Source organism: Pyrinomonas sp., from assembly GCF_040289685.1.
Lineage (GTDB): Bacteria > Acidobacteriota > Blastocatellia > Pyrinomonadales > Pyrinomonadaceae > Pyrinomonas.
In genome coordinates this window covers 15,135-33,092 of record NZ_PSLQ01000036.1, presented here as the reverse complement: position 1 = coordinate 33,092, position 17,958 = coordinate 15,135, and the positions used below count along the sequence as shown (strand labels likewise).

The 17,958-nt window shown below is 58.6% G+C and carries 19 protein-coding genes and 1 pseudogene; 16 read left to right on the top strand and 4 right to left on the bottom strand.

What is annotated here, in order from left to right; translation table 11 throughout:
* Positions 1 to 188: 188 nt before the first annotated feature.
* From C4334_RS09185 to C4334_RS09170, 4 genes are all read left to right on the top strand, one after another.
* The gene (locus C4334_RS09185; protein WP_352431789.1) at positions 189 to 596 is read left to right on the top strand and encodes a tetratricopeptide repeat protein; all 408 of its coding nucleotides are present in this window, start codon (positions 189 to 191) and stop codon (positions 594 to 596) included.
* Positions 597 to 753: 157 nt separating this feature from the next.
* Entirely contained in the window at positions 754 to 1,155 is a 402-nt protein-coding gene (locus C4334_RS09180; protein WP_352431788.1) for a hypothetical protein, read from the top strand.
* Between the two features lie 24 nt (positions 1,156 to 1,179).
* The gene (locus C4334_RS09175; RefSeq protein WP_352431787.1) at positions 1,180 to 2,247 is read left to right on the top strand and encodes an EscU/YscU/HrcU family type III secretion system export apparatus switch protein; all 1,068 of its coding nucleotides are present in this window, start codon (positions 1,180 to 1,182) and stop codon (positions 2,245 to 2,247) included.
* 64 nt (positions 2,248 to 2,311) lie between these two features.
* Entirely contained in the window at positions 2,312 to 2,965 is a 654-nt protein-coding gene (locus C4334_RS09170; RefSeq protein WP_352431786.1) for a hypothetical protein, read from the top strand.
* A 286-nt stretch (positions 2,966 to 3,251) separates the two neighbouring features.
* Here the strand turns inward: C4334_RS09170 and C4334_RS09165 are convergent, their stop codons facing one another.
* The gene (locus C4334_RS09165; RefSeq protein WP_352431785.1) at positions 3,252 to 4,808 is read right to left on the bottom strand and encodes a glycoside hydrolase family 140 protein; all 1,557 of its coding nucleotides are present in this window, start codon (positions 4,806 to 4,808) and stop codon (positions 3,252 to 3,254) included.
* Positions 4,809 to 4,993: 185 nt separating this feature from the next.
* On the opposite strand from C4334_RS09165, the gene C4334_RS09160 reads away from it, so the two are divergent.
* The 12 genes and pseudogenes from C4334_RS09160 to C4334_RS09110 all read left to right on the top strand — a co-directional run bounded on the left by C4334_RS09160 (position 4,994) and on the right by C4334_RS09110 (position 14,869).
* A complete protein-coding gene (locus C4334_RS09160; protein ID WP_352431784.1) occupies positions 4,994 to 6,814 on the top strand; it encodes an alkaline phosphatase D family protein in 1,821 nt (606 codons plus the stop codon).
* Between the two features lie 296 nt (positions 6,815 to 7,110).
* Complete coding sequence (locus tag C4334_RS09155) at positions 7,111 to 8,043, top strand: Phenylacetic acid catabolic protein (protein ID WP_352431783.1); 933 nt, start codon at positions 7,111 to 7,113, stop codon at positions 8,041 to 8,043.
* A 24-nt stretch (positions 8,044 to 8,067) separates the two neighbouring features.
* A complete protein-coding gene (locus C4334_RS09150) occupies positions 8,068 to 8,373 on the top strand; it encodes a metal-sulfur cluster assembly factor (RefSeq protein WP_352431782.1) in 306 nt (101 codons plus the stop codon).
* A gap of 24 nt (positions 8,374 to 8,397) precedes the next feature.
* A complete protein-coding gene (locus C4334_RS09145) occupies positions 8,398 to 8,598 on the top strand; it encodes a hypothetical protein (RefSeq protein ID WP_352431781.1) in 201 nt (66 codons plus the stop codon).
* 2 nt (positions 8,599 to 8,600) lie between these two features.
* Complete coding sequence (locus tag C4334_RS09140; RefSeq protein WP_352431780.1) at positions 8,601 to 8,804, top strand: hypothetical protein; 204 nt, start codon at positions 8,601 to 8,603, stop codon at positions 8,802 to 8,804.
* On the top strand, positions 8,794 to 9,639 hold the full coding sequence (locus C4334_RS09135; protein ID WP_352431779.1) for a Phenylacetic acid catabolic protein: 846 nt from the start codon (positions 8,794 to 8,796) through the stop codon (positions 9,637 to 9,639). The genes C4334_RS09140 and C4334_RS09135 overlap by 11 nt, the downstream gene beginning before the upstream one ends.
* Positions 9,606 to 9,746, top strand: a pseudogene (locus tag C4334_RS14810) (hypothetical protein); the annotation flags it as partial. The gene C4334_RS09135 and the pseudogene C4334_RS14810, both read left to right, overlap by 34 nt.
* Before the next feature lie 25 nt (positions 9,747 to 9,771).
* The gene (locus C4334_RS09130) at positions 9,772 to 10,401 is read left to right on the top strand and encodes a TetR family transcriptional regulator (RefSeq protein WP_352431778.1); all 630 of its coding nucleotides are present in this window, start codon (positions 9,772 to 9,774) and stop codon (positions 10,399 to 10,401) included.
* A 260-nt stretch (positions 10,402 to 10,661) separates the two neighbouring features.
* A complete protein-coding gene (locus C4334_RS09125) occupies positions 10,662 to 11,213 on the top strand; it encodes a group I truncated hemoglobin (protein WP_352431777.1) in 552 nt (183 codons plus the stop codon).
* Positions 11,214 to 11,317: 104 nt separating this feature from the next.
* Entirely contained in the window at positions 11,318 to 11,683 is a 366-nt protein-coding gene (locus C4334_RS09120) for a cupredoxin domain-containing protein (RefSeq protein WP_352431776.1), read from the top strand.
* Positions 11,684 to 12,068: 385 nt separating this feature from the next.
* Positions 12,069 to 13,970: a hypothetical protein gene (locus tag C4334_RS09115; protein WP_352431775.1), complete on the top strand. Its 1,902-nt coding sequence runs from the start codon at positions 12,069 to 12,071 to the stop codon at positions 13,968 to 13,970.
* A 311-nt stretch (positions 13,971 to 14,281) separates the two neighbouring features.
* A complete protein-coding gene (locus tag C4334_RS09110) occupies positions 14,282 to 14,869 on the top strand; it encodes a DUF488 domain-containing protein (protein ID WP_352431774.1) in 588 nt (195 codons plus the stop codon).
* Between the two features lie 196 nt (positions 14,870 to 15,065).
* Here the strand turns inward: C4334_RS09110 and C4334_RS09105 are convergent, their stop codons facing one another.
* The 3 genes from C4334_RS09105 to copM form a co-directional block, all read right to left on the bottom strand.
* Entirely contained in the window at positions 15,066 to 15,707 is a 642-nt protein-coding gene (locus C4334_RS09105; protein WP_352431773.1) for a DUF6992 family protein, read from the bottom strand.
* Positions 15,708 to 15,938: 231 nt separating this feature from the next.
* Positions 15,939 to 17,489, bottom strand: coding sequence for a YncE family protein (locus C4334_RS09100; RefSeq protein WP_352431772.1), 1,551 nt, complete (start codon positions 17,487 to 17,489; stop codon positions 15,939 to 15,941).
* Positions 17,486 to 17,938, bottom strand: a complete 453-nt coding sequence (copM, locus tag C4334_RS09095) for a CopM family metallochaperone (protein WP_352431771.1) — start codon at positions 17,936 to 17,938, stop codon at positions 17,486 to 17,488. The genes C4334_RS09100 and copM overlap by 4 nt, the downstream gene beginning before the upstream one ends.
* Positions 17,939 to 17,958 lie beyond the last annotated feature (20 nt).

The following is a 17,958-nucleotide window of genomic DNA, read 5'->3' as shown; positions in this document are numbered from 1 at the left end:
GTGGCAAGCGAGCTTGGAGGATGAGTCGGACGGTTGATGATCGCGCTGCGGGTAGCAGCTTAGGGAATCGCCCATGACAACGCAATCCGTCTGCCCGAACGAGCTGAGCCAGTCATCGCGGCTTGATCCAGAAACGCGCGATGAATACCTTCCCTTTTTTGCCCGTTCTGCTGACGCGGGGAGTTGAAATGAGGTTCAATGAAGTGCGGATCGCTGATGAAACTTTGCGCGTGATGCTTGAAGCTGGCGCGCTTCTGCGCGACGCTGGCAGGCTAGAAGAAGCAGAGAAGATTCTTCGCGGCGTGCACGAGTTCGCGCCGACGTCCGATGTGCCGCTCGTCGGACTTGGCAAACTCGAGCTGCAACGCGGGCGTTGCGTCGAAGCGCTGGCTTTTTACGATGAGGCTTTGCGACTTCATCCCGAGAGCGCTTATGCCCGCGTCCACCGGGCCGAAGCACTTCTCGTTCAGGGAAAGCGCGAAGAGGCCGAGACGGAGCTACGCGAGCTGATCGAGCAAGATCCGACTTCCCCACACGCACGCACGGCCCAAGCCTTGTTGGACGCCGCGGATCTGATCGGCGGCACAGCAAGATGAACGGTTGAAACGCGATTGACGCGAACGCCCGTTCGATTCGACGGAAGGATTTCACTGGATCGAAACGCATTCATCTTGGGAATGGGAGAAGTTGGATTGAGCATGGGCAGTTCTTGTAAAATCATCTTGAGGTTTATTCGAGGAGTTCATTGAACAGATGAAGATTCGTCGTCCGGGGTCGCCCCTAAGCGGTGGCGCTGAACCATTGGAACCGCTCGATCCGAAAGATTTGGAGCGCGCGGTCAAAAGCGAACGCTTTGCCTCCACGCTTTCGAACATCGAAGCGCAGCTCAACGCGCAGCAGACGAGCGGGGCACAAAATCCAGTACGAGCGATGTTGGAACAGATCGCGCGCAACGCCGATCTATTGAGCGGCGAGGGAGCGGCACAAGCGGTGCGCGCATCGGCTCGTTTCATGATCCGTTCGCGTCTTCGTCGGCGCTTCAGGAATTCGGCGCAAGGACGCGAACTCGTGGAGGCGCTCTCCGAATTCGTGGCCACCGATCCACTGCTCAGTTCCAAAATACTCTCCATTCTACAGAAACTGAGGGCAGCTTGAGTTTTGTGACGGAAGAGCGTACCGATGGCAGGCGAGAAGACTGAACAACCCACTGAAAAACGACTGCGTGACGCGCGCCGTAAAGGGCAGGTCGCTCGTAGCCACGATTTCTCCTCCGCGGTTGTCTTCATCGTCGCGATCGCGATCCTGTGGATCGCGGGCGGCCACATCGGCTCTTTGCTCTTACAAGCAACGCGAAATTGGTTCGAGCGGGCGGCTGCTTTTCAGGGCGAGATGAGCATGGTCGTGGCGCTCGATGCGCTCTGGGACGGGACCAAAGTCGGCGCGCTGGCGCTAGCGCCGTTGTTCGGCGCGCTTATGGTCTTCGCTCTTCTGTCGAACTACGTGCAAACGGGCGCGATCTTCACCTTCGAAACGATCAAACCGCAGTTGAACAAGCTCAATCCGGCGGAAGGATTCAAACAGAAGTTTCTCAAAGCGCGGCCTTATATCGAACTCGGGAAGACCATTATCAAGATCATCATCGCTTCGTGGGTCGTCGGTTGGGCGCTGTGGGAGGCGCGATTGGAAGTCGCACACGCACTTCGTCTCAAACCGAACGAAGCGGCAGCTTATATCTCTTCGCTCGTCCTCGGCATCGGTTTCAAAGTCGGGGTGGCATTTCTGCTCATCGGCGCGGCGGACTATTTTCTTCAAAAGTTTCTGCATCGGCGCGATCTGATGATGACCAAGCAAGAGGTGCGCGAAGAGTACAAAGAGACCGAAGGCAATCCGCTTCACAAAAGCGTGCGACGACAGCGGCATCGCGAAATCGTCATGCAAAGTCTGGCAGCCGCCGTCAAACGCGCCAACGTCGTGGTCGTCAACCCAACGCACATCGCCGTCGCGCTCGAGTACCAACGCGAGACGATGAATGCGCCTGTGGTGGCCGCCAAAGGGGCTGAACTGATGGCAGTGCGCATTCGACAGATAGCGGAGCAGGAGGGGGTTCCCATCGTACGCGACGTCCCTCTAGCACGCGCGCTCTACGAACTGGAGATCGATGAGGAGATACCGGAAGAACTCTACGAAGCGGTCGCCATCGTGCTCCACTGGGTTTCTCAACTGGCCGAGGAAGGTCGCAGAGCTTGACTTTTCCGACGACAGGGATTGACAAAACGAGCTGATCGAGCGCGATGAACACGGGAGGTGAATGATGGCAGAGATATCGAGCATTGGTAGCGGCGGCGTGCTGCCGCAAAGTCAAAATCAAGTCGGTGGGGAGCGCAACGCTGCGACGCAAGTCAATCCGGCCAACTTGCCCGAACCAAACGCACCCGTTGGCCAACCTGGCCCACTTGGACAACCGACTGGGATGCCGATTCCGCCGGGGCAACAGCCGGTGGTGCTGCCCGAAGTGTTGACGGGCAGCCATCCAACGCAGATGATCGCCGCCGAGCAGATGCGCGCGCGTGGCGGCGCTTCAGCCGTAGAAGAGCTTCTCGGACTGAACAAACAACCAACCATCATCGGCGCGCTAGCGGCTCCGCCGGGCAACAGCGAAGCCCTGCGTCACATCACGCCGACCATGCGTCGCACCATCATGCGCAACCTGCTCGATAAACAGCGCGCGCGCATGCGCCGCGTCGTCGCCCTTATGCAACAGGAGCGCGAGCGAGAAAGCGGGGGCGAAGAAGAAACGGAAGATCAATCCCACGAGGAATCACAGCTCATCAAACTCGAAGAAGCGCAAAAAGCGCGCGCGCACGTGGAACTCAGCAAAGTGGCCCAGATGCTTGAACTGCTCGACGAACTGCTGGCTATGCAAGACTACGCCATCAGTCAAATGGGGACCTTCGCCCACGGTTAGAAGACGCGCGTCGTTCAGTCGGAACCGAGCGCGCACGCTGCCAGACCACAAACAGCAGGTGCCAGTTGCGTGCGCCTGGACTTTCAGCAAGGCGTAGCGAGTCGTTGCACTAGGCACCCCAATTCCTCTGCCATATAAAGAGCTTTGCTTTCAGCAAGGCGTAGCGAGTCGCCCGTGCGCGTTTGAAATGTTAGCGCTCTGCGACTCCTGCTCTTTGCGCCCGCTCGATCCGCGCGAAAAGCGCGCGTCGGCTTCACGAAGTTTTCGGCGAAGGCGCGGCACCGCTTTACGGAGCGAACTTTTGAACCGCACGACTTCCAGGCGGCGGATAGCCACGCTCCGCTGCATCGAGCACCAGAACCCAATCGAGCGCTTCACCCGGCATCGGCGTAATGAAGCGTCGGATGCCGCTTGCGGGCGCTTCGCCGACTAATGTCGCTCGGCCATCGCGAGGGTTGAACCACCAGATCCTGACACGGCGCCCTTTGATCTTGTCTAAACGCACGCGAAAAGAGCGTCCGACTGGCGCGTAGATCATGGCATAGCTTCCTCGCTCATCGCGCGTCGCGACGAAACGGTAGCGTCCCGCTCCGGGGACCGCTGCGGCGACCGTGTCCGGAACGATCAAAGCTTCATCTGGAACTCTCGTCAAAAAGGGGCGTGATTGCAACAACGCTCGCGCATGGCGCATCTGCGCCGCGCCCGGTTGATTGATCGCGTCGAACCAAGCGAGCAAGGGGTTGTTGATCGGTTCCCTCCCCGGCGCGAACATCTGCCACACGGCATGATGACCGTAGGTGTGGCCAAACGCCCCGCTGAAAAGATCCCAATAGAGCGCGCGCCGCACATCGGCGGCCACAGAGAATCCTTGCCGCGTGGCCTCGAAATTGATCGGATGATCTTCGTAGATCGGTTCGCCATCGAGCACAGGCTTTGGCGGCGTTCGGTTGTAGTCGGCCAGAGTCTGGTCATAGCGCCCGACGAAATCGGCGCCGTGTCCGTTTTGACGCATGTTGAAGTCGAGCCAGGGCTCATCGTGAAAATACTGCGCCGAGCCTTGACCGCCCATCGGATGAAACGTGATCAGGTGAGCGCCGCCGTCGCCGCGCCTCAGCCCGCGCGCCAAGCGACGGATGATCTCGCGGTGGGTCTCGTTTTCGATGGGACGGTCGCCGCCCAAAATCCATATGACGCCCGCCTCACGGTAACGCCGCCCAAGCCACTCGCCGTATTGTTCGGCATTCTGCGGCGTAAAGATCTCGGGTCCGATGCCCCATTTCTTGTTCCACTTGTCGCCCCACGTCGGAAGCATGCCGATGTATATGGCGCGTTCGTTCGCCATGCGCACGATCTCATCGACGTGATCCCAGTAGTCGTTGCGCGGTCCCGGGCGCACGGCAGGGCGCGTCGGATCGTCGTTCACCAACGGAAGATGGCCGTACGCATTTGGCGTCCTCAGCCCGTCCAATTCAGCGAGGACCACCGCTTGCACCACGGTGAAGCCGAGCGCGGCGCGGTTGTCCAAGTAACGCGCAGCCTCCTCGCGCGTGAGGCGATGGAAAAGCTCCCATGCCGTGTCGCCGAGCCAGAAGAAGGGGCGGCCATCTTCGGTGACCAAAAACCGGCCGTTGTCGCTCACCTTGAGTCTGGGCAAGCGCCGTTCGACGCTCCGCTGTTGACTTGCGATGCCGACTTTCCCTTCAATTAATTTACGTCGCAAGCGCCGTTCGACGCTCCGCTGTTGGCCCGACGCTGACCAGCAGGCCGGTCCGGCTAGCAGACAAATCAACAGGCAACCAAACCACGCCTTGCCGCGCGTGCGCCTCGTTAATCGTCGGAACACAACCGCACCACAAAATCTGCCTTGCCATCGGCTGAACCGTTTTAGTCGCATCCTTTCGCCCTTTCAGAGTCTCGCCGATCCGATCGCCAAATGATTTAACTCCGCTTTCACTCCCTTTTCAAATCTTTTTAAGAGCGCTTTTTTAGTCTTCGCCTTGCAACAGACGCTCCCGACGGAGGAAGAGCATGAACGAAAAGAGACGCGCGCTGGTTAAAGCGTTGTTTACAGGAACGGCCTACGTGCTGCTCGATGGTTACTCGCTTTTGGCGCAAGAGGCAGCGGGTCTAAGCGAGCTATACAGCCCGCGCCACCGACCCGGTGAGGGCTTTCCGCAATCGGTTGCCAGCGGCGACCCGACCTCTTCGGGCGCCGTCCTTTGGACCAGAGTCGATCCGACAGTGGCACAAGGCATCGGCAAGGATGAGTTTGATCCGCATCTCTTCGCGCGCGAGGGGCAAACGCCCGAAACTTTCGCCGCGGTGCGCCGCGGTTCGTTCGTCCGCTTCGAAGTGGCCGCCGATCCCGATTTCGTTCGCATTGTGCGCCGCGGTTACGCGCCCATCTACCGCGATTTCGACAACGTCGTCAAAGTCGACCTCGATGGGCAACTCCAACCTCGTTCGCTCTACTACTACCGTTTCATCACGCTTGACGGTCACACGAGCCGCGCCGGCAGATTCAAAACCGCGGCGGCAGAGACCGCGACGCTTCCCGCGCTTCGCCTCGGCTGCGTCACCTGCGCCGACTACACCAGCGGCTACTACCACGCTTACCGCTTGCTCGCCCAAGAAGAACTCGATTTGGTGGTCCACCTAGGCGATTACATCTACGAAGCGGTAGGAGCCGAAGGCTATCAAGACCCCTTGCCCGATCGCCAAATCCAACTGCCAAGTGGCAACGCGAAGGCGACCACGCTTGAAGATTACCGCACGCTTTACCGCACCTATCGTTCAGATCCCGATCTGCAAACCCTCCACGAACGGCACGCGATGGCCGTCATCTGGGATGACCACGAGTTCGCCAACGACGCTTATGCCGCCACCGCTCCGGATGACGATCTCGCGCCTGATCCGCTTCGACGCAATGCGGCCACTCAGGCATGGTTCGAATACATGCCTGCGCGCGTGCAGTTTGATGCGGCAGCCGACTTTCAAAGCGCCATTCGCCTCTATCGTTCGATCAAATTCGGCAATTTAATGGAGCTTTTGCTCACGGACGAACGGCTCTACCGTAGCGCCCATCCGTGCGGCGAGAGCACCATCGGTCAAAGGTATTTGTCGCCCGGCTGTCCGCGCATGTTCGAGGCGGAGCAGACCATGTTCGGCGCGGAACAACGCGCGTGGTTCTTGCGCCGGTTGAGCGAATCGACCTGCACTTGGAAGGTATGGGCTAACGAGGTGCAATTCACGCAGTTCAAGATCTTGGGACTTTACCTCGACCTCGATGCGTGGGACGGATATGCGGACGAACGCGCGCGCTTGCTCGAACGCCTCCAGCGCTCGCGCGTGCAGAACTTCGTTGCGCTGACGGGCGATCTGCATTCGTTTGAAGCGAACATCATTCCGTCGCGCTTTTCGTTGATCCGGCCCGGTCGCCCGCTCGGCGTCGAACTGATGACCGGCTCGGTCACTTCCGGCAACTTGCGCGAGCTGATCGAACAGCGCTTCTCAGGTCGCTTCTGCCGCAACGCGCCGCTTCCGGTCGAAACGGCCGACGGGTTGCTCGGCATTTTGCGCGCCGAATCGACGAATGACTTCTTCGACAAACTTTCGCTCCTCGTCTCGCTGGAGAACCCTTGGATCAAGTTCTTCAACAGCAGCGAACACGGCTACAGCGTGCTCGACCTTTCGCCGCGTGCGATGACTTGGACCGCCTATGCGGTCGGAGACACAAGATCGCGCGCGGGAGCAAACAAACGCGCTCTCTACCGCTGCGAAGTTCCCGAAGGCAACACATCGTTGCGCACGCTTGAAACTCACGAACCCGAACAGAGGCATTCGATCTAGCCCCGCCCTCAGCAAAAACAGTCGCTCTTCTTCTCCGAGCACTCGTTCAAGCGCTCGCCGGGACATCAACAGGTCGCGACGCGGCGTGTCGCGACCGTGCAAGAAGAACAAGAGCCGTAATATCAGGGCGAGTCAGCTCATCGCGAGAAAAGGCCGCCAGCCGGATGCTTCGGCGCCGGCGTCGCGATCGGCGGCCAGCTTCGCCATTTGCGGACGCCCGTCGTTGGGTTGATTTTTGACTGACCGGTCAGTTAAAATCCCCAGCGAGATTCGAAGGATCGAGGAGAGACGACACCATGTTGACTGATAGCGCGTTGCTCGAACGGATCCGCGCAGGGCGTTTGGTGGAACGGCCAGATCACGCCAACGAGCGCTACATCGAAGGTCTCAAACGAACGTTGATCGTTTCAGCCGACACGGAATTGATCAGCGCCCCAGCTTACTTGCGCGCAGCGCAAGATGCGCCCAACGTCAACGCTTACATCTCGGCGATGGGCATCATTCAAGATGAACTAGGCCACGCGCACATCGCTTACCGGTTGCTGCGTGATCTCGGCGTGGATACCGACGCGCTCGTTTACGAACGACGGCCCGAGGAGTTCAAGCATCCTTACGCCTTCGACGTCCCGCTCGAATCGTGGACCGAACTGGTGGTCGCTAACGCTTTCTACGACCGCGCTGGCTTCGTGCTGCTCGGCGATGTCTTTCGCCACACGAGCTACGGGCCATGGAAACGGGCGTTGGTTAAAGTCGATCGCGAAGAGAATTTTCACCTACGCCACGGCGAGCGCTGGATGAGCATTTTGGCTCAAGATCCGGCGCGACGCGATGAACTGCAACGCGCCGTCGATTGGATGTTCGTCCTCACGCTCGAATGGTTCGGGCTGCCCGATCACCTGAAACGCCATACCGAGCAGATCTCATACGGCTTGAAGGGCAAGACCAATGACCAGTTGCGCCAAGAGTGGTTATCTACAACCGTGCCCTTCTGCGAAAAACTTGGATTGCGCGTTCCGGCACACTACGACAGCGAACGCGGCGAATACGTCATAGACGTCCCCTTCCCGGCGGAATTCGACGCCGAAAACAAACGTTGGCTCTTTGAGCGAGGAGCGATTACGTGGGACGATGTGCTCGCGCGCTGGCGGCGACGCGGGCCGGCCAACGTCGAACTCGTCAGCGAGATTCAACGCGGCTACGCGCAGATCCGCCCGGCGCTCGCTGCCTGAGGTGAAAGCGTAAGGAGACGAGGGATGGCAACCGAAGCGGAAGTGCGCAGCGCGCTCGGCGAGGTGCTCGATCCGGAATATCCGATCAGCATCCTCGATCTCGGCTTGGTGCGCGGAATTGAAGTCGAAGGCGACAAGGTGCGCGTGAAATTGACTTTCACGAGCCTCGGCTGCCCCTGCGTCGAACTGATCCGTGAGGACGTTCGCTCCCGTTTGCGCGCCATTGAGGGCGTGCATCAGGTCGAGATCGAAGAGGTGTTCGAGCCTTGGGATGCGAGCGCCATCAGCCGCAAAGGGCGTGAGATATTGCGTAGCCTTGGCGTTTGCTGAAAGCTTCGCCTAGTAGCAGCCAACATGGGTGCGCCGACAGAAGAGTACTACGAAGTCTTCGCTCGTCACGAAGCCGACGATCCGCTTCATCATGTCGGCACGGTGAAGGCCCGCTCGCCCAAGGACGCAGAGATTTTCGCCTACACGCTCTACGATGAACTGAAGTGGCGCGAGATGTTCGTCGTCGCGCGCCGCCACGTCATGTGGCTCATCACGCCCGAGTGAAGATGATGCGAAGCTACTTAGTTTTTGGCCGCCGTGAGTACCCCGAACCATTGACGGAGCAAGGCGTATTGCAAGCCGCTAGCGACGAGGCGGCACGGCGCGCGGCGTTGGAAAACCACTTGGGGCCGTGGATCGAACTCGTCTTGATCCCCGAAGAGAAGATCCGTTGGGTGCTGCGGAGCGAAGAGAAGTCCGATGAATCGTAATTGGATGGAGAACGATGCGGCGCTGGCGGCGATGATCAATCTCATCGTCGTGCTCGCCGATAACAAGTATTATCTCGGAAGAAGACTATCGGAATGGGCTGTCGGCGCACCCTCACTTGAAGGCGCGGTCGCCGCCGCCGCGCTGACACAAGAAGAACTCGGGCACGCGCGCGCCCTCTACCCGTTGCTCGAGGAGCTTCCCTTCCCAGGACGCGCCGAAACGTTGGAACGCGAAAAAGCTGGCCAAAGACGCTATGCGATCAGCTTCTTGCTCGCCCCGTGGCCCAGTTGGTCACACGCGGTCGCCGCGCTGGCGCTCACCGATGTCGCCATCACCACCATGCTCGAACACCTCGCCGAGTCGAACTACGCGGCGCTTGCTCGTCGGGCGGCGCGCATCCTCCAAGAAGAAGCGTTTCACTTGGAGTATGCGGAAGGGCGCGTGCGCGATTTGGCGGCAACGGAAGAGGGGCGGCGCGCGCTTGCCGGCAGCATCGAATCTTTGTTTCCGGAGATGATGCTCTGGTTTGGACCGCAAGGCGAACCGGGAGTCAAAGCACTGCGACAGGAAGCGTTGATCGCTGGCGACAACGAAACGTGGCGACAAAGCTATCTGGCGCGCATCATGCCGCTGCTTTTGGAGACCGGCGTGCAACCGTCGGCGAGCCCGCAGTGGGATATGCGCCGACGGCGCTGGGAATACGAGGAACCACCGTGGCAGAACTGGGATCCGCTGGAAAGACGCCTGAAGCTAACGCGCACGATGAACTCGTCGCCTGTCCTTGGTGCGGATCAACCGATGTCGAACAGCTCGGAGATTTCGGACCGCAGTTGATGACGACCCCATACGTCTGCCGATGTTGCGGTAGCCCCTTCGAGCGCATTCGCCAACGAGGTGAAATGGATGAGGCTTCGATGAAGGATCGGCGTTCTGGTTTTTGAATATTGGGAGCCGCGAAAGACTACCATGCCGACCCAAGCTCTCGATCTGGACCAATTCACGGACAAACAATTGCGTTTGATCTGGGCCACCTACAAGCTGTGCAGCGAAAAGGGCCTGCTCGATCTATCGCTGCAAAGCGTGGCCGATGAGGCGGGCGTAAGCAAAGGCATCGTCCTCTACTATTTCAAGACAAAAGAGGAATTGGTTCACGCCACCATGCGTTGGGTGCTCGGGCGCGTGGCCGAACGCATCCGCCGCGCCGTCGCCAAAGCCAAAGCTCCGAAGCGAAAGATCGCGGCCATGATCGACGCGATCTTCGTCGAAGCGGAAGCCAACCGCCGCTTTTATCTCACCTACCTCGATTTGATCGGTCTGGCTGCGCGCAACGAAAAGTTCGCGCACTTGACCGCTGACGTGCGTGCCATCGAAGAAGGCCTTTATGCCGAGATCATCAGACTAGGGACCGAACGGCGCGCTTTTTGCGTGCGCAACGTCGCCGAGGCGGCAACCGTCGTGCGCGCCATCATCGATGGACTCTTCGTCGCTTGGTTGCAGGAGGCCGACTGGCAAGCGAGTCACCGGCGCTACCGTCGGCTCTGCAAGGAAGCTGTGCTCGCATATTTGGCGGCGCTGGGCCAAATCGAGAACGACTAACCGCGCCTTTCGCTTGCGAAGGCGTCAAGCGCCTCTTCCCTTCTTGCCCTTGAATCCGCACTCGCCCGGCTTGTAACTCTCCGCTTCCAGTCGCAGCGCGACTTTCACCCCTTCCACGTTGACCCAGAACCTCTGCAGTAGTATTTTATGGCGCGGCTGCCTTGGCGGAAAAGGGCGTAAATCCGAAACGTCAGCAACAAACGTAAATTCCTACGAACCGGCAAATTGCCGAACACACTGCTTTTTCGGAGGGCTACAAAATGAGAAAGCTCGTCTGTTTGACGTCGCTATTTCTTCTCTTCGTTGTCGGTGCATACGCGCAAACACCCAAGAAGTCGCTCTACGAGCGGCTCGGAGGCGAGGCGGCCATTTCAGCCGTAGTGGACGACTTCGCTCAAAGAGTGCTGGCCGATCCGCGCATCAACCAGAAGTTCGCCAAGAGCAACGCACCGCGCCTGCTCTACTTCCTCAAACAGCAAATCTGCGCAGCCACCGGCGGCCCGTGCAAATATCAAGGGCGTGACATGAAGACGGCCCACAAGAACATGGGCATCACCGACGGCGAGTTCAACGCGCTGGTGGAAGATTTGGTTGCAACCCTCAACAAATTCAACGTCCCGAAGCCGGAACAGGATGAGCTCCTGGCAATTCTGGCGCCGATGAAGTCGCAGATGGTCGAAGTCCAAAGCGATGCGACGGGAACGCCGCTCCCAGCGAATTTCAAACCAGCTCCGCCGCTGCCTGAAAAGAAGATCAAGCAAGGTCCCTTTCCCAAGAAGAAAGGCTCGATGAAGAGAGCAAAACGCATGTAGCTATAACGACGAACAGGCTGGGTGAGCACACGATGGGCGACGTTCTGTTTGCTTACCCATCGTGTGCTCGCTCGACCGAGCCGATCAACGACGAAGGAGAACAGATGAAGGTTAAATCCTTGCTCGCCTCAATGCTGCTGGCAGCGAACATCGCGGTCGCCACCGCTCCAGCACAGAAGGCGCAACACAAGAAACGACGCGCAGCAGTGGCGAACGTGGCGATGACGAACTTTGAGTTCAAACCCAAAGAGTTGCGCGTCAAAGCGGGCACTACGGTCGTTTGGACCGACGAAGAAGGAACGCATCAAGTCACCTCGGATGATGGGCGCAGCTTCTCGTCGCCGACACTGAACCCCGGACAGGTCTTTCGTCACCGCTTCACCAAAGCGGGGCGCTATCCATACTACTGTTCTTTTCACGGCGGCAAAGGCGGCAGCGGTATGTCCGGCATCATCATCGTTGAAAAGTGAGCTTCGACCCGCGAACGAGGTGCGCACGCTCCCGACGGCGAAACAGATTGTCATCATCGGAGAACAGTCTTTGGTCGCCGAGGTCATTCCTTTCCCTACTTAAATCGACGAAGCTCCGGGCCAGAACATTCATCAGCCACCGCCGCACACCTCTCTTTCTTCGAGTCGACGAAGGCTCGCGTCTGAATACCCGAATGAAATCTCTCAACGCGACCTCTTTCCTCACTTGAGTCGACGGAGGTCCCCGCCTTTCTTCAGATCAAGGCGGATGGCGTGCCTGAACAGGGTCGATCTCGCCTAACTCGGCATTGTCTCCGAAGCGAAATTCGATTAGGCTAACCAAAGCTTGCAATCGCGCATATCTCAATACGGGAGCGTGAAAACAATGCCTTGCCCTACGAACCTTCGATCATCTTTGGTCGCACTGGCGCTGTCGCTCGCAACGCTCACGTTTTGGACCTCCGTTCGAGCGACCTCATCCATAGCGCAAACGCAATCAGCCAATAGCCCCTCTCAACGCGCCGACCAAAAGCGCGCAAAAGGACAAGACCAAAAACCGACCGGTGCCGCAGCAGCTCTCGCAAGCGATCTAGGTGAACGCGACGCTTCGCCGTTCGAAGGGCGCGCGCTGATCCTTTTGGATCAGATCCTCGCTTCGCTCAAAGAGGTGGACGAAGCTAAATTGCGCATTCGCGCGCAAGCGCAGATCGCCGATCTGCTCTGGAAGTACGACGCGGCGCGCGCGCGCCGTCTATTGGAGGGAGCTTTTCGCGCCGCCAGCGATCTCAAAGAAGAACGTTCGTCTTCGCCTCCACCCAGCAGCCGCTCGGACGCGCTGTCGGCTACGCAGTCGCGACTCATCTTGCAGGGCGAAATCTTGCGCATCGCCATCAAACATGATTCCGAGCTAGCCGAACGTCTGGTCAAAACCATCTCCGAGCAAGCTAGCCAATCGGAGGGACAAAAAGTCGAGGACGCATCTCAAGATGCGCTGAACCGCTTGTTCAACCGCTCGTTCGTACTCTTGCAAATGGCCTCGACGATCATGGGGAGCGACCCGGCGCTGGCAGCGCGGCTCATCCGACAAAGCCTCGACACCGACGTCAATCCGATGTTCGCCGGCGTTCTCTTCATGCTCAAGGTGCACGACCGCGCGCGTGCCGATGAAATCTATCGCGTAGCGTTGCAAAAGCTAAAACTCCAACCCGCGGGAAACGTTCTGATGTCGCTCTCTGTTTATGCCATGCCCACTCCTTTCATGGCTTTCTTGCCGCTGAACCTAAGCACACTGAGCGCGCGAGAGAGGGCGGTTCTGAACGATGATCCGCAGCTCGCCCGTGAGTACCTTGAAGTCGTGTTCGCCAAGCTCACGGAGTGTGCCGAAGCGTCGCGCGCCGGCGGGGGAGCAGAGATGGGCAGGGATTCTTCCTGCCTTGCGACGGCGCAGATGCTCGCGCCAGCGTACGATCGTTATCTACCGGACAAGAGCGCGATGGTGCGCGCCTTACGCGACGAACTGCAGAGACGAGCCGGCGAAGACGCTGACCCAGCTTATCCCTTATTTGAGAAAGAATCGGCACAGGAATTGATCTCCCGAGCGGAGAACGAAAAGGAAGAGCTCAAGCGCGCCTTGCTCTATTTCCGCGCCACGCGAGAGCTGGTTCGCGAACGACGCTTCGCTGAAGCCATCTCGACTGCGGACAAGATCGAGAGAGAAGACTTCAGGAGTCTCGCCGCTGATCTAACGCGCTTGCAAGCGGCTTACTCGCACATCAACGATGGGGATTTTGACACAGCGCTGCGTTACGCTCGCCAAATCTCCCGGTTACAATTTCGGGCCATCGCGTTCGCGAACATGGCCCAGGTGGCGCTCAATCGCAATGATCTAGCGCGAGCAGCCGAATTCGTCGATGAAACGCGCAGGCTCATCGAACAGAGCGAGGATAGCCCGGAGAAGATCCAAGCGCTCATCATTACGGCAGGCGTCACGGCGCGATTCGATGCGCTGCGCGCCTTCGATTTGATGCGGCGAGGTGTTGAGCTGGCGAACCGGCTGGACGAGAACCAACGAGCCTCAGTCGACCTATTCTCGCCGTCGGCCATGAGATTTTCGCCGGAGGATCCTTTGAGCATAGCGACCCCCTTTCGACTCCTCGCACGCGCCGATTTCGACCGCGCGCTCGAACTAGCGCGCAGCTTCAAGAACGCCGAACGGCGGATCATAGCGCAAATCGCCATCGCACACAGCGCTCTTTCCGAGGAGCCGAAAAAACAAGCGAACCAATAGCTTCTCGGACGAAGAGCTGAAGCGGGCGGCGACGAGGTGATGAAAGTCCGTAAAGGAACAAGCGAACAAACAGCTTCCCAACGAACGGGCGATCTGCCTGAGGTGCCAAGAGCACCGTGCAAACCAAACGCCACGAGCTAATACGCTTCAGATGCCGATAGCCCCGAACGCGCTCGGTCGGATGTTGTGCCGAATTACTCCGAGGTTTAAGATGTTGGGTCGGTGACGCCGAAGGACGCGATGCTAATTCGCTGTCCGCGCTTATGTTTTGAAAGCCGTTGTGAAGATTTCATCGCGCGGATAACTGAAGCGTGAAACAACTCACGTTGCTGGAAAGCGAACGAGAAAAGAGCATCGTGCGCGCGGCGGATGGAACGCGCGAGCCGCTTTCGGTTTGGACCGTCGGCCATTCGACGCGAAGCTCGGAAGAGTTCGTAGCATTGCTGACCGCGCATCGAATCGAAGCGCTGATTGACGTGCGCCGCTATCCGACATCGCGGCGTTATCCTTGGTTCGGTCGCGAAACGCTCAGCGAGCAGCTTTCACAAGCGGGGATTCTCTATCTTTGGCTTCCTCAACTCGGTGGTCGGCGACAATCTTCTCTGTCATCCAAGAACACTGCGCTCAAGAACAGGTCGCTTCGCGGCTACGCCGATCATATGGAGACGGAAGAGTTTCGCGCCGACATCGAGCGCGTCATCGCTTTCGCACAAAGTTTTCGCACGGCGCTCATGTGCGCCGAAGCCGTCTGGTGGCGCTGCCACCGAAGCTTGATCGCAGACTACTTATTTGCGCGTGGGATCATGGTGATCCATATCCTCGATCGCAAGACGAGCGCGGAACACACCCTCACGCCAGCGGCGAAGATCATCGGTGGGAGACTGAGCTACGAACCCTGAACGTCGGTTTTCGACCTTCTTCCTCGGCGCGAAGCGGCAGGAGGCTGAACTACGCTCCAAGTCTTAAACGCTGGTCCAGCGATGTGAGGCTTCTCGCTTGAAGGATAAGGCTATTCGCCCGTCTCACCATTTTCTTCGAGCGCGAGATAATAGCTCACGGCCCGTCCAATTCGCTTTCTCCGTTCGAACGGGCGCGCTAAAAGATCAAATGGAGAAGCTCCACGAGGCGTTGGCGCGAGGCGATGAGCACGATACCGTCCAGCAAGAGGAGCGCCGCACCTTGCACCGCCACGCCCGCACCGTGCCCGCGCCACGCAGCCGCATGGCGTACGCCGTTTTTACCCGCAGCGAGCAGGGCCAGACCGACGACGACGTAGGCGATGTTCAAACCAGTGTTGAGAAGCAAGATGTCATGCCAATTCCTCTCTGCACGGAAGACCTCAGCCCATAGCGGCGGCGGAAGCTGTCTCGCAGAAGATAGGCCGACGACAGCGATCAACAGGTCGATCGCTCCCCATGCGGCGTTTTGCACCGCGAATCCGCGAAAAACAGCCCCCCTCCTTGAAAGAAAGAGCGCCGCGCCGAAGATCAGGCTCGCTCCACCCCAAACCGCCAGTCGCCACAAATGACGTCGCTCGTCTTCCGCCCTTTGTTGCGCGAGCGCGATCAGAGCGTTTTGATCGGATGCGCCCGTCAAAGCTGCCAGCGCTGAAAACAGCCCAACGACAAGCACCAATGCCGCACAGATCAACAACGCATGGCGCAAGCAGGGCCGCGCGCGCTTTTCACGCTGCTGCTTGGAGAAAAGATCACATGTTTGATGGGGCGCGCGAGACATCTAGTCTCAATATTTATCACAAGCGCGAGTCGCATGCGAATCCCCATCATCCTCCGACTTCAAAGCGACGCCGTGCTCCATGTCCCAAACTACCCGAGCATAAGCTTATGTTTGCCAAAGATTATTGACGCCGACAGCAAAGTTTTGAGGGTATGCCCCAAACTACCCGAGCATGAGCTTATTTTCGCTGCGCTCATCTTCGAGGGACGCTTGCTCGATCCTCTTTTCTTCTCATCGGCGAGACGACGCTGGACCACTCTGCACGAGGGCCGTTCGTCCGTCTCCGGCTGAGACGAGCACCAACTCTCTCTCCGGATGAATACCGCGAGGCATCGCGGTCAACAAAGATTTGATCGGTCCGATGGTTTGCGCGATGGCGGATCCGCTCGCGTTGGTCTTGAACTTGACGAGCGTGGTTGGAGTCTCGCGACGATCTTTGCTCACGAGTTGCAAAGAGTACTCTGCGTTCGGCGCCAATCCGGCAGCGGCGATCTGCAAATGATCCACCAAACCCAAAGAGTTGACGACTACGGTCGCACGCCCTTTTCCGTCCGAAGTCGAGGCCAGAGCGACGTGCAAACGTTGCGCTGCTTCGTCGAGCGGCGCAAGATTTTCCGCGCCCGTGCTGGTCAGCGCTGCATTCGGCACATAGACCAAAGCCTGCGGCAACTGACCTACGGGGATCGTCGCGACGATGCGATTTTGAAGCGTATCGATGACCTGCACGGCATCGCCGTTCTCTAATCCGATGTAAACGCGCTTGCCATCAGGCGATCCCCAGATGCCATGTGGCAAGTCGCCGGTTTGGATCGTCGCCACGAGCGTCGGCGCAGTTCCGCGCCGATAGACTTTAACCTCGTTCGTCCCACCGACGGTAATGTAGGCGAAGCGTCCCTTTTCGTTCTCGAGCAAAAAGACGTGGTTGGTTATCGGTCCAGTGTCCAACACCGCCAGCGTGCGAAAAGGCGGATCTGCACTGATGACTTGCGTTCGTCCCACGTCTTTGAGCGTAAACCAGACTTCGCGGCCGTCGGAGCTAACAGCCAAATTGGGAGAAAAGGGACTGGCTTGTTCGACCTTGGCGACCACTTCATGTCGCTGCACATCGATAACGCACAAAGTCGGCGTGAAACTCGATGGGACAAAGGCGTATTTTCCGTCCGGACGAAACAGCACCATCCCCGGTCCATCAACCGTCGTGATGCGGCGCAGCTCTTTCATCTGCACCGGATCGATCACGCTGATGTAGTTCTCACCTCGCACGGCAACCCATAGCTCGCGCCCGTCGGGCGTAAAAAAGGCTTCGTGCGGCGAACGACCGACATAGACCACGCCTTTGACGCGATTGGAGGCCGTATCGATCAAGGTGACCGAGTTCGAGCCGATGGAAACGACTGCCAACGTGCGTCCATCGGGTGAAAAGCCGAGGCCGTGAACCAGCAACGCGCCTTTATAGAGCGGACTCAAACCGGCAATGAATGGGTCGCCCAAGCGGATGATGCCGAGCAAACGGTTGGTCGCTGGATCGACGACCGAAACGGTGTTGGAGATCTGATCCGCCGTATAGACGCGATCTCGCGCATAGGATGTTTGCGCTGCCGTTGGAATCACGAGCGAGACCAACGACGCACAGATGATCAACGCCCGGAGCACGCCCACATAGCGAGCGCTTCTTGTCGCTCGAAGAAGAAGGCTTGCGCCCATGGCATGAACTTCAAGTGAGATTCTGATCGCTTCTTTCGTTTTCCGGTGGTTCGCTTGCAGCATCGTTCTTCGCCTCATTTCGACTTCTCCTCCGAAGACGCGTCGGGCCGTTTTTGAGGTTCCTGTCGGATCGCACCGCGCTCGTGTCGCTCTAACCACAACCTCATCAGTTCGATTTCATACTGTTGTTCAGCGATGATCTGTTGCGCCAAACGTCTCACCCGTTCGTCTTTGCCATAAAGCAGAACCGCTTTAGCCATGTTGATCGCGCCTTGATGATGCGGGATCATCGCAACGACGAAATCGTGATCTGGATCGCCCGTGCGCGGGGCTGCTTCCATCTCTTTGTGCATGAGCGCCATCGCCTCGCTCATCAATTCGGGGAAACTTCTTTCCGTCGAGACGATGAAATCTTCGCCTCGTTGTGCCTCGCTCTTGCTATGCCGATGCTGTTCTCCCCGCGCCCATATGCCATAAGTCAAAACGGCGACCCCCGTTATGAAGATGACACCTCTTCCCTGTCTCACGATTTGCCCTCCTCTGGTTT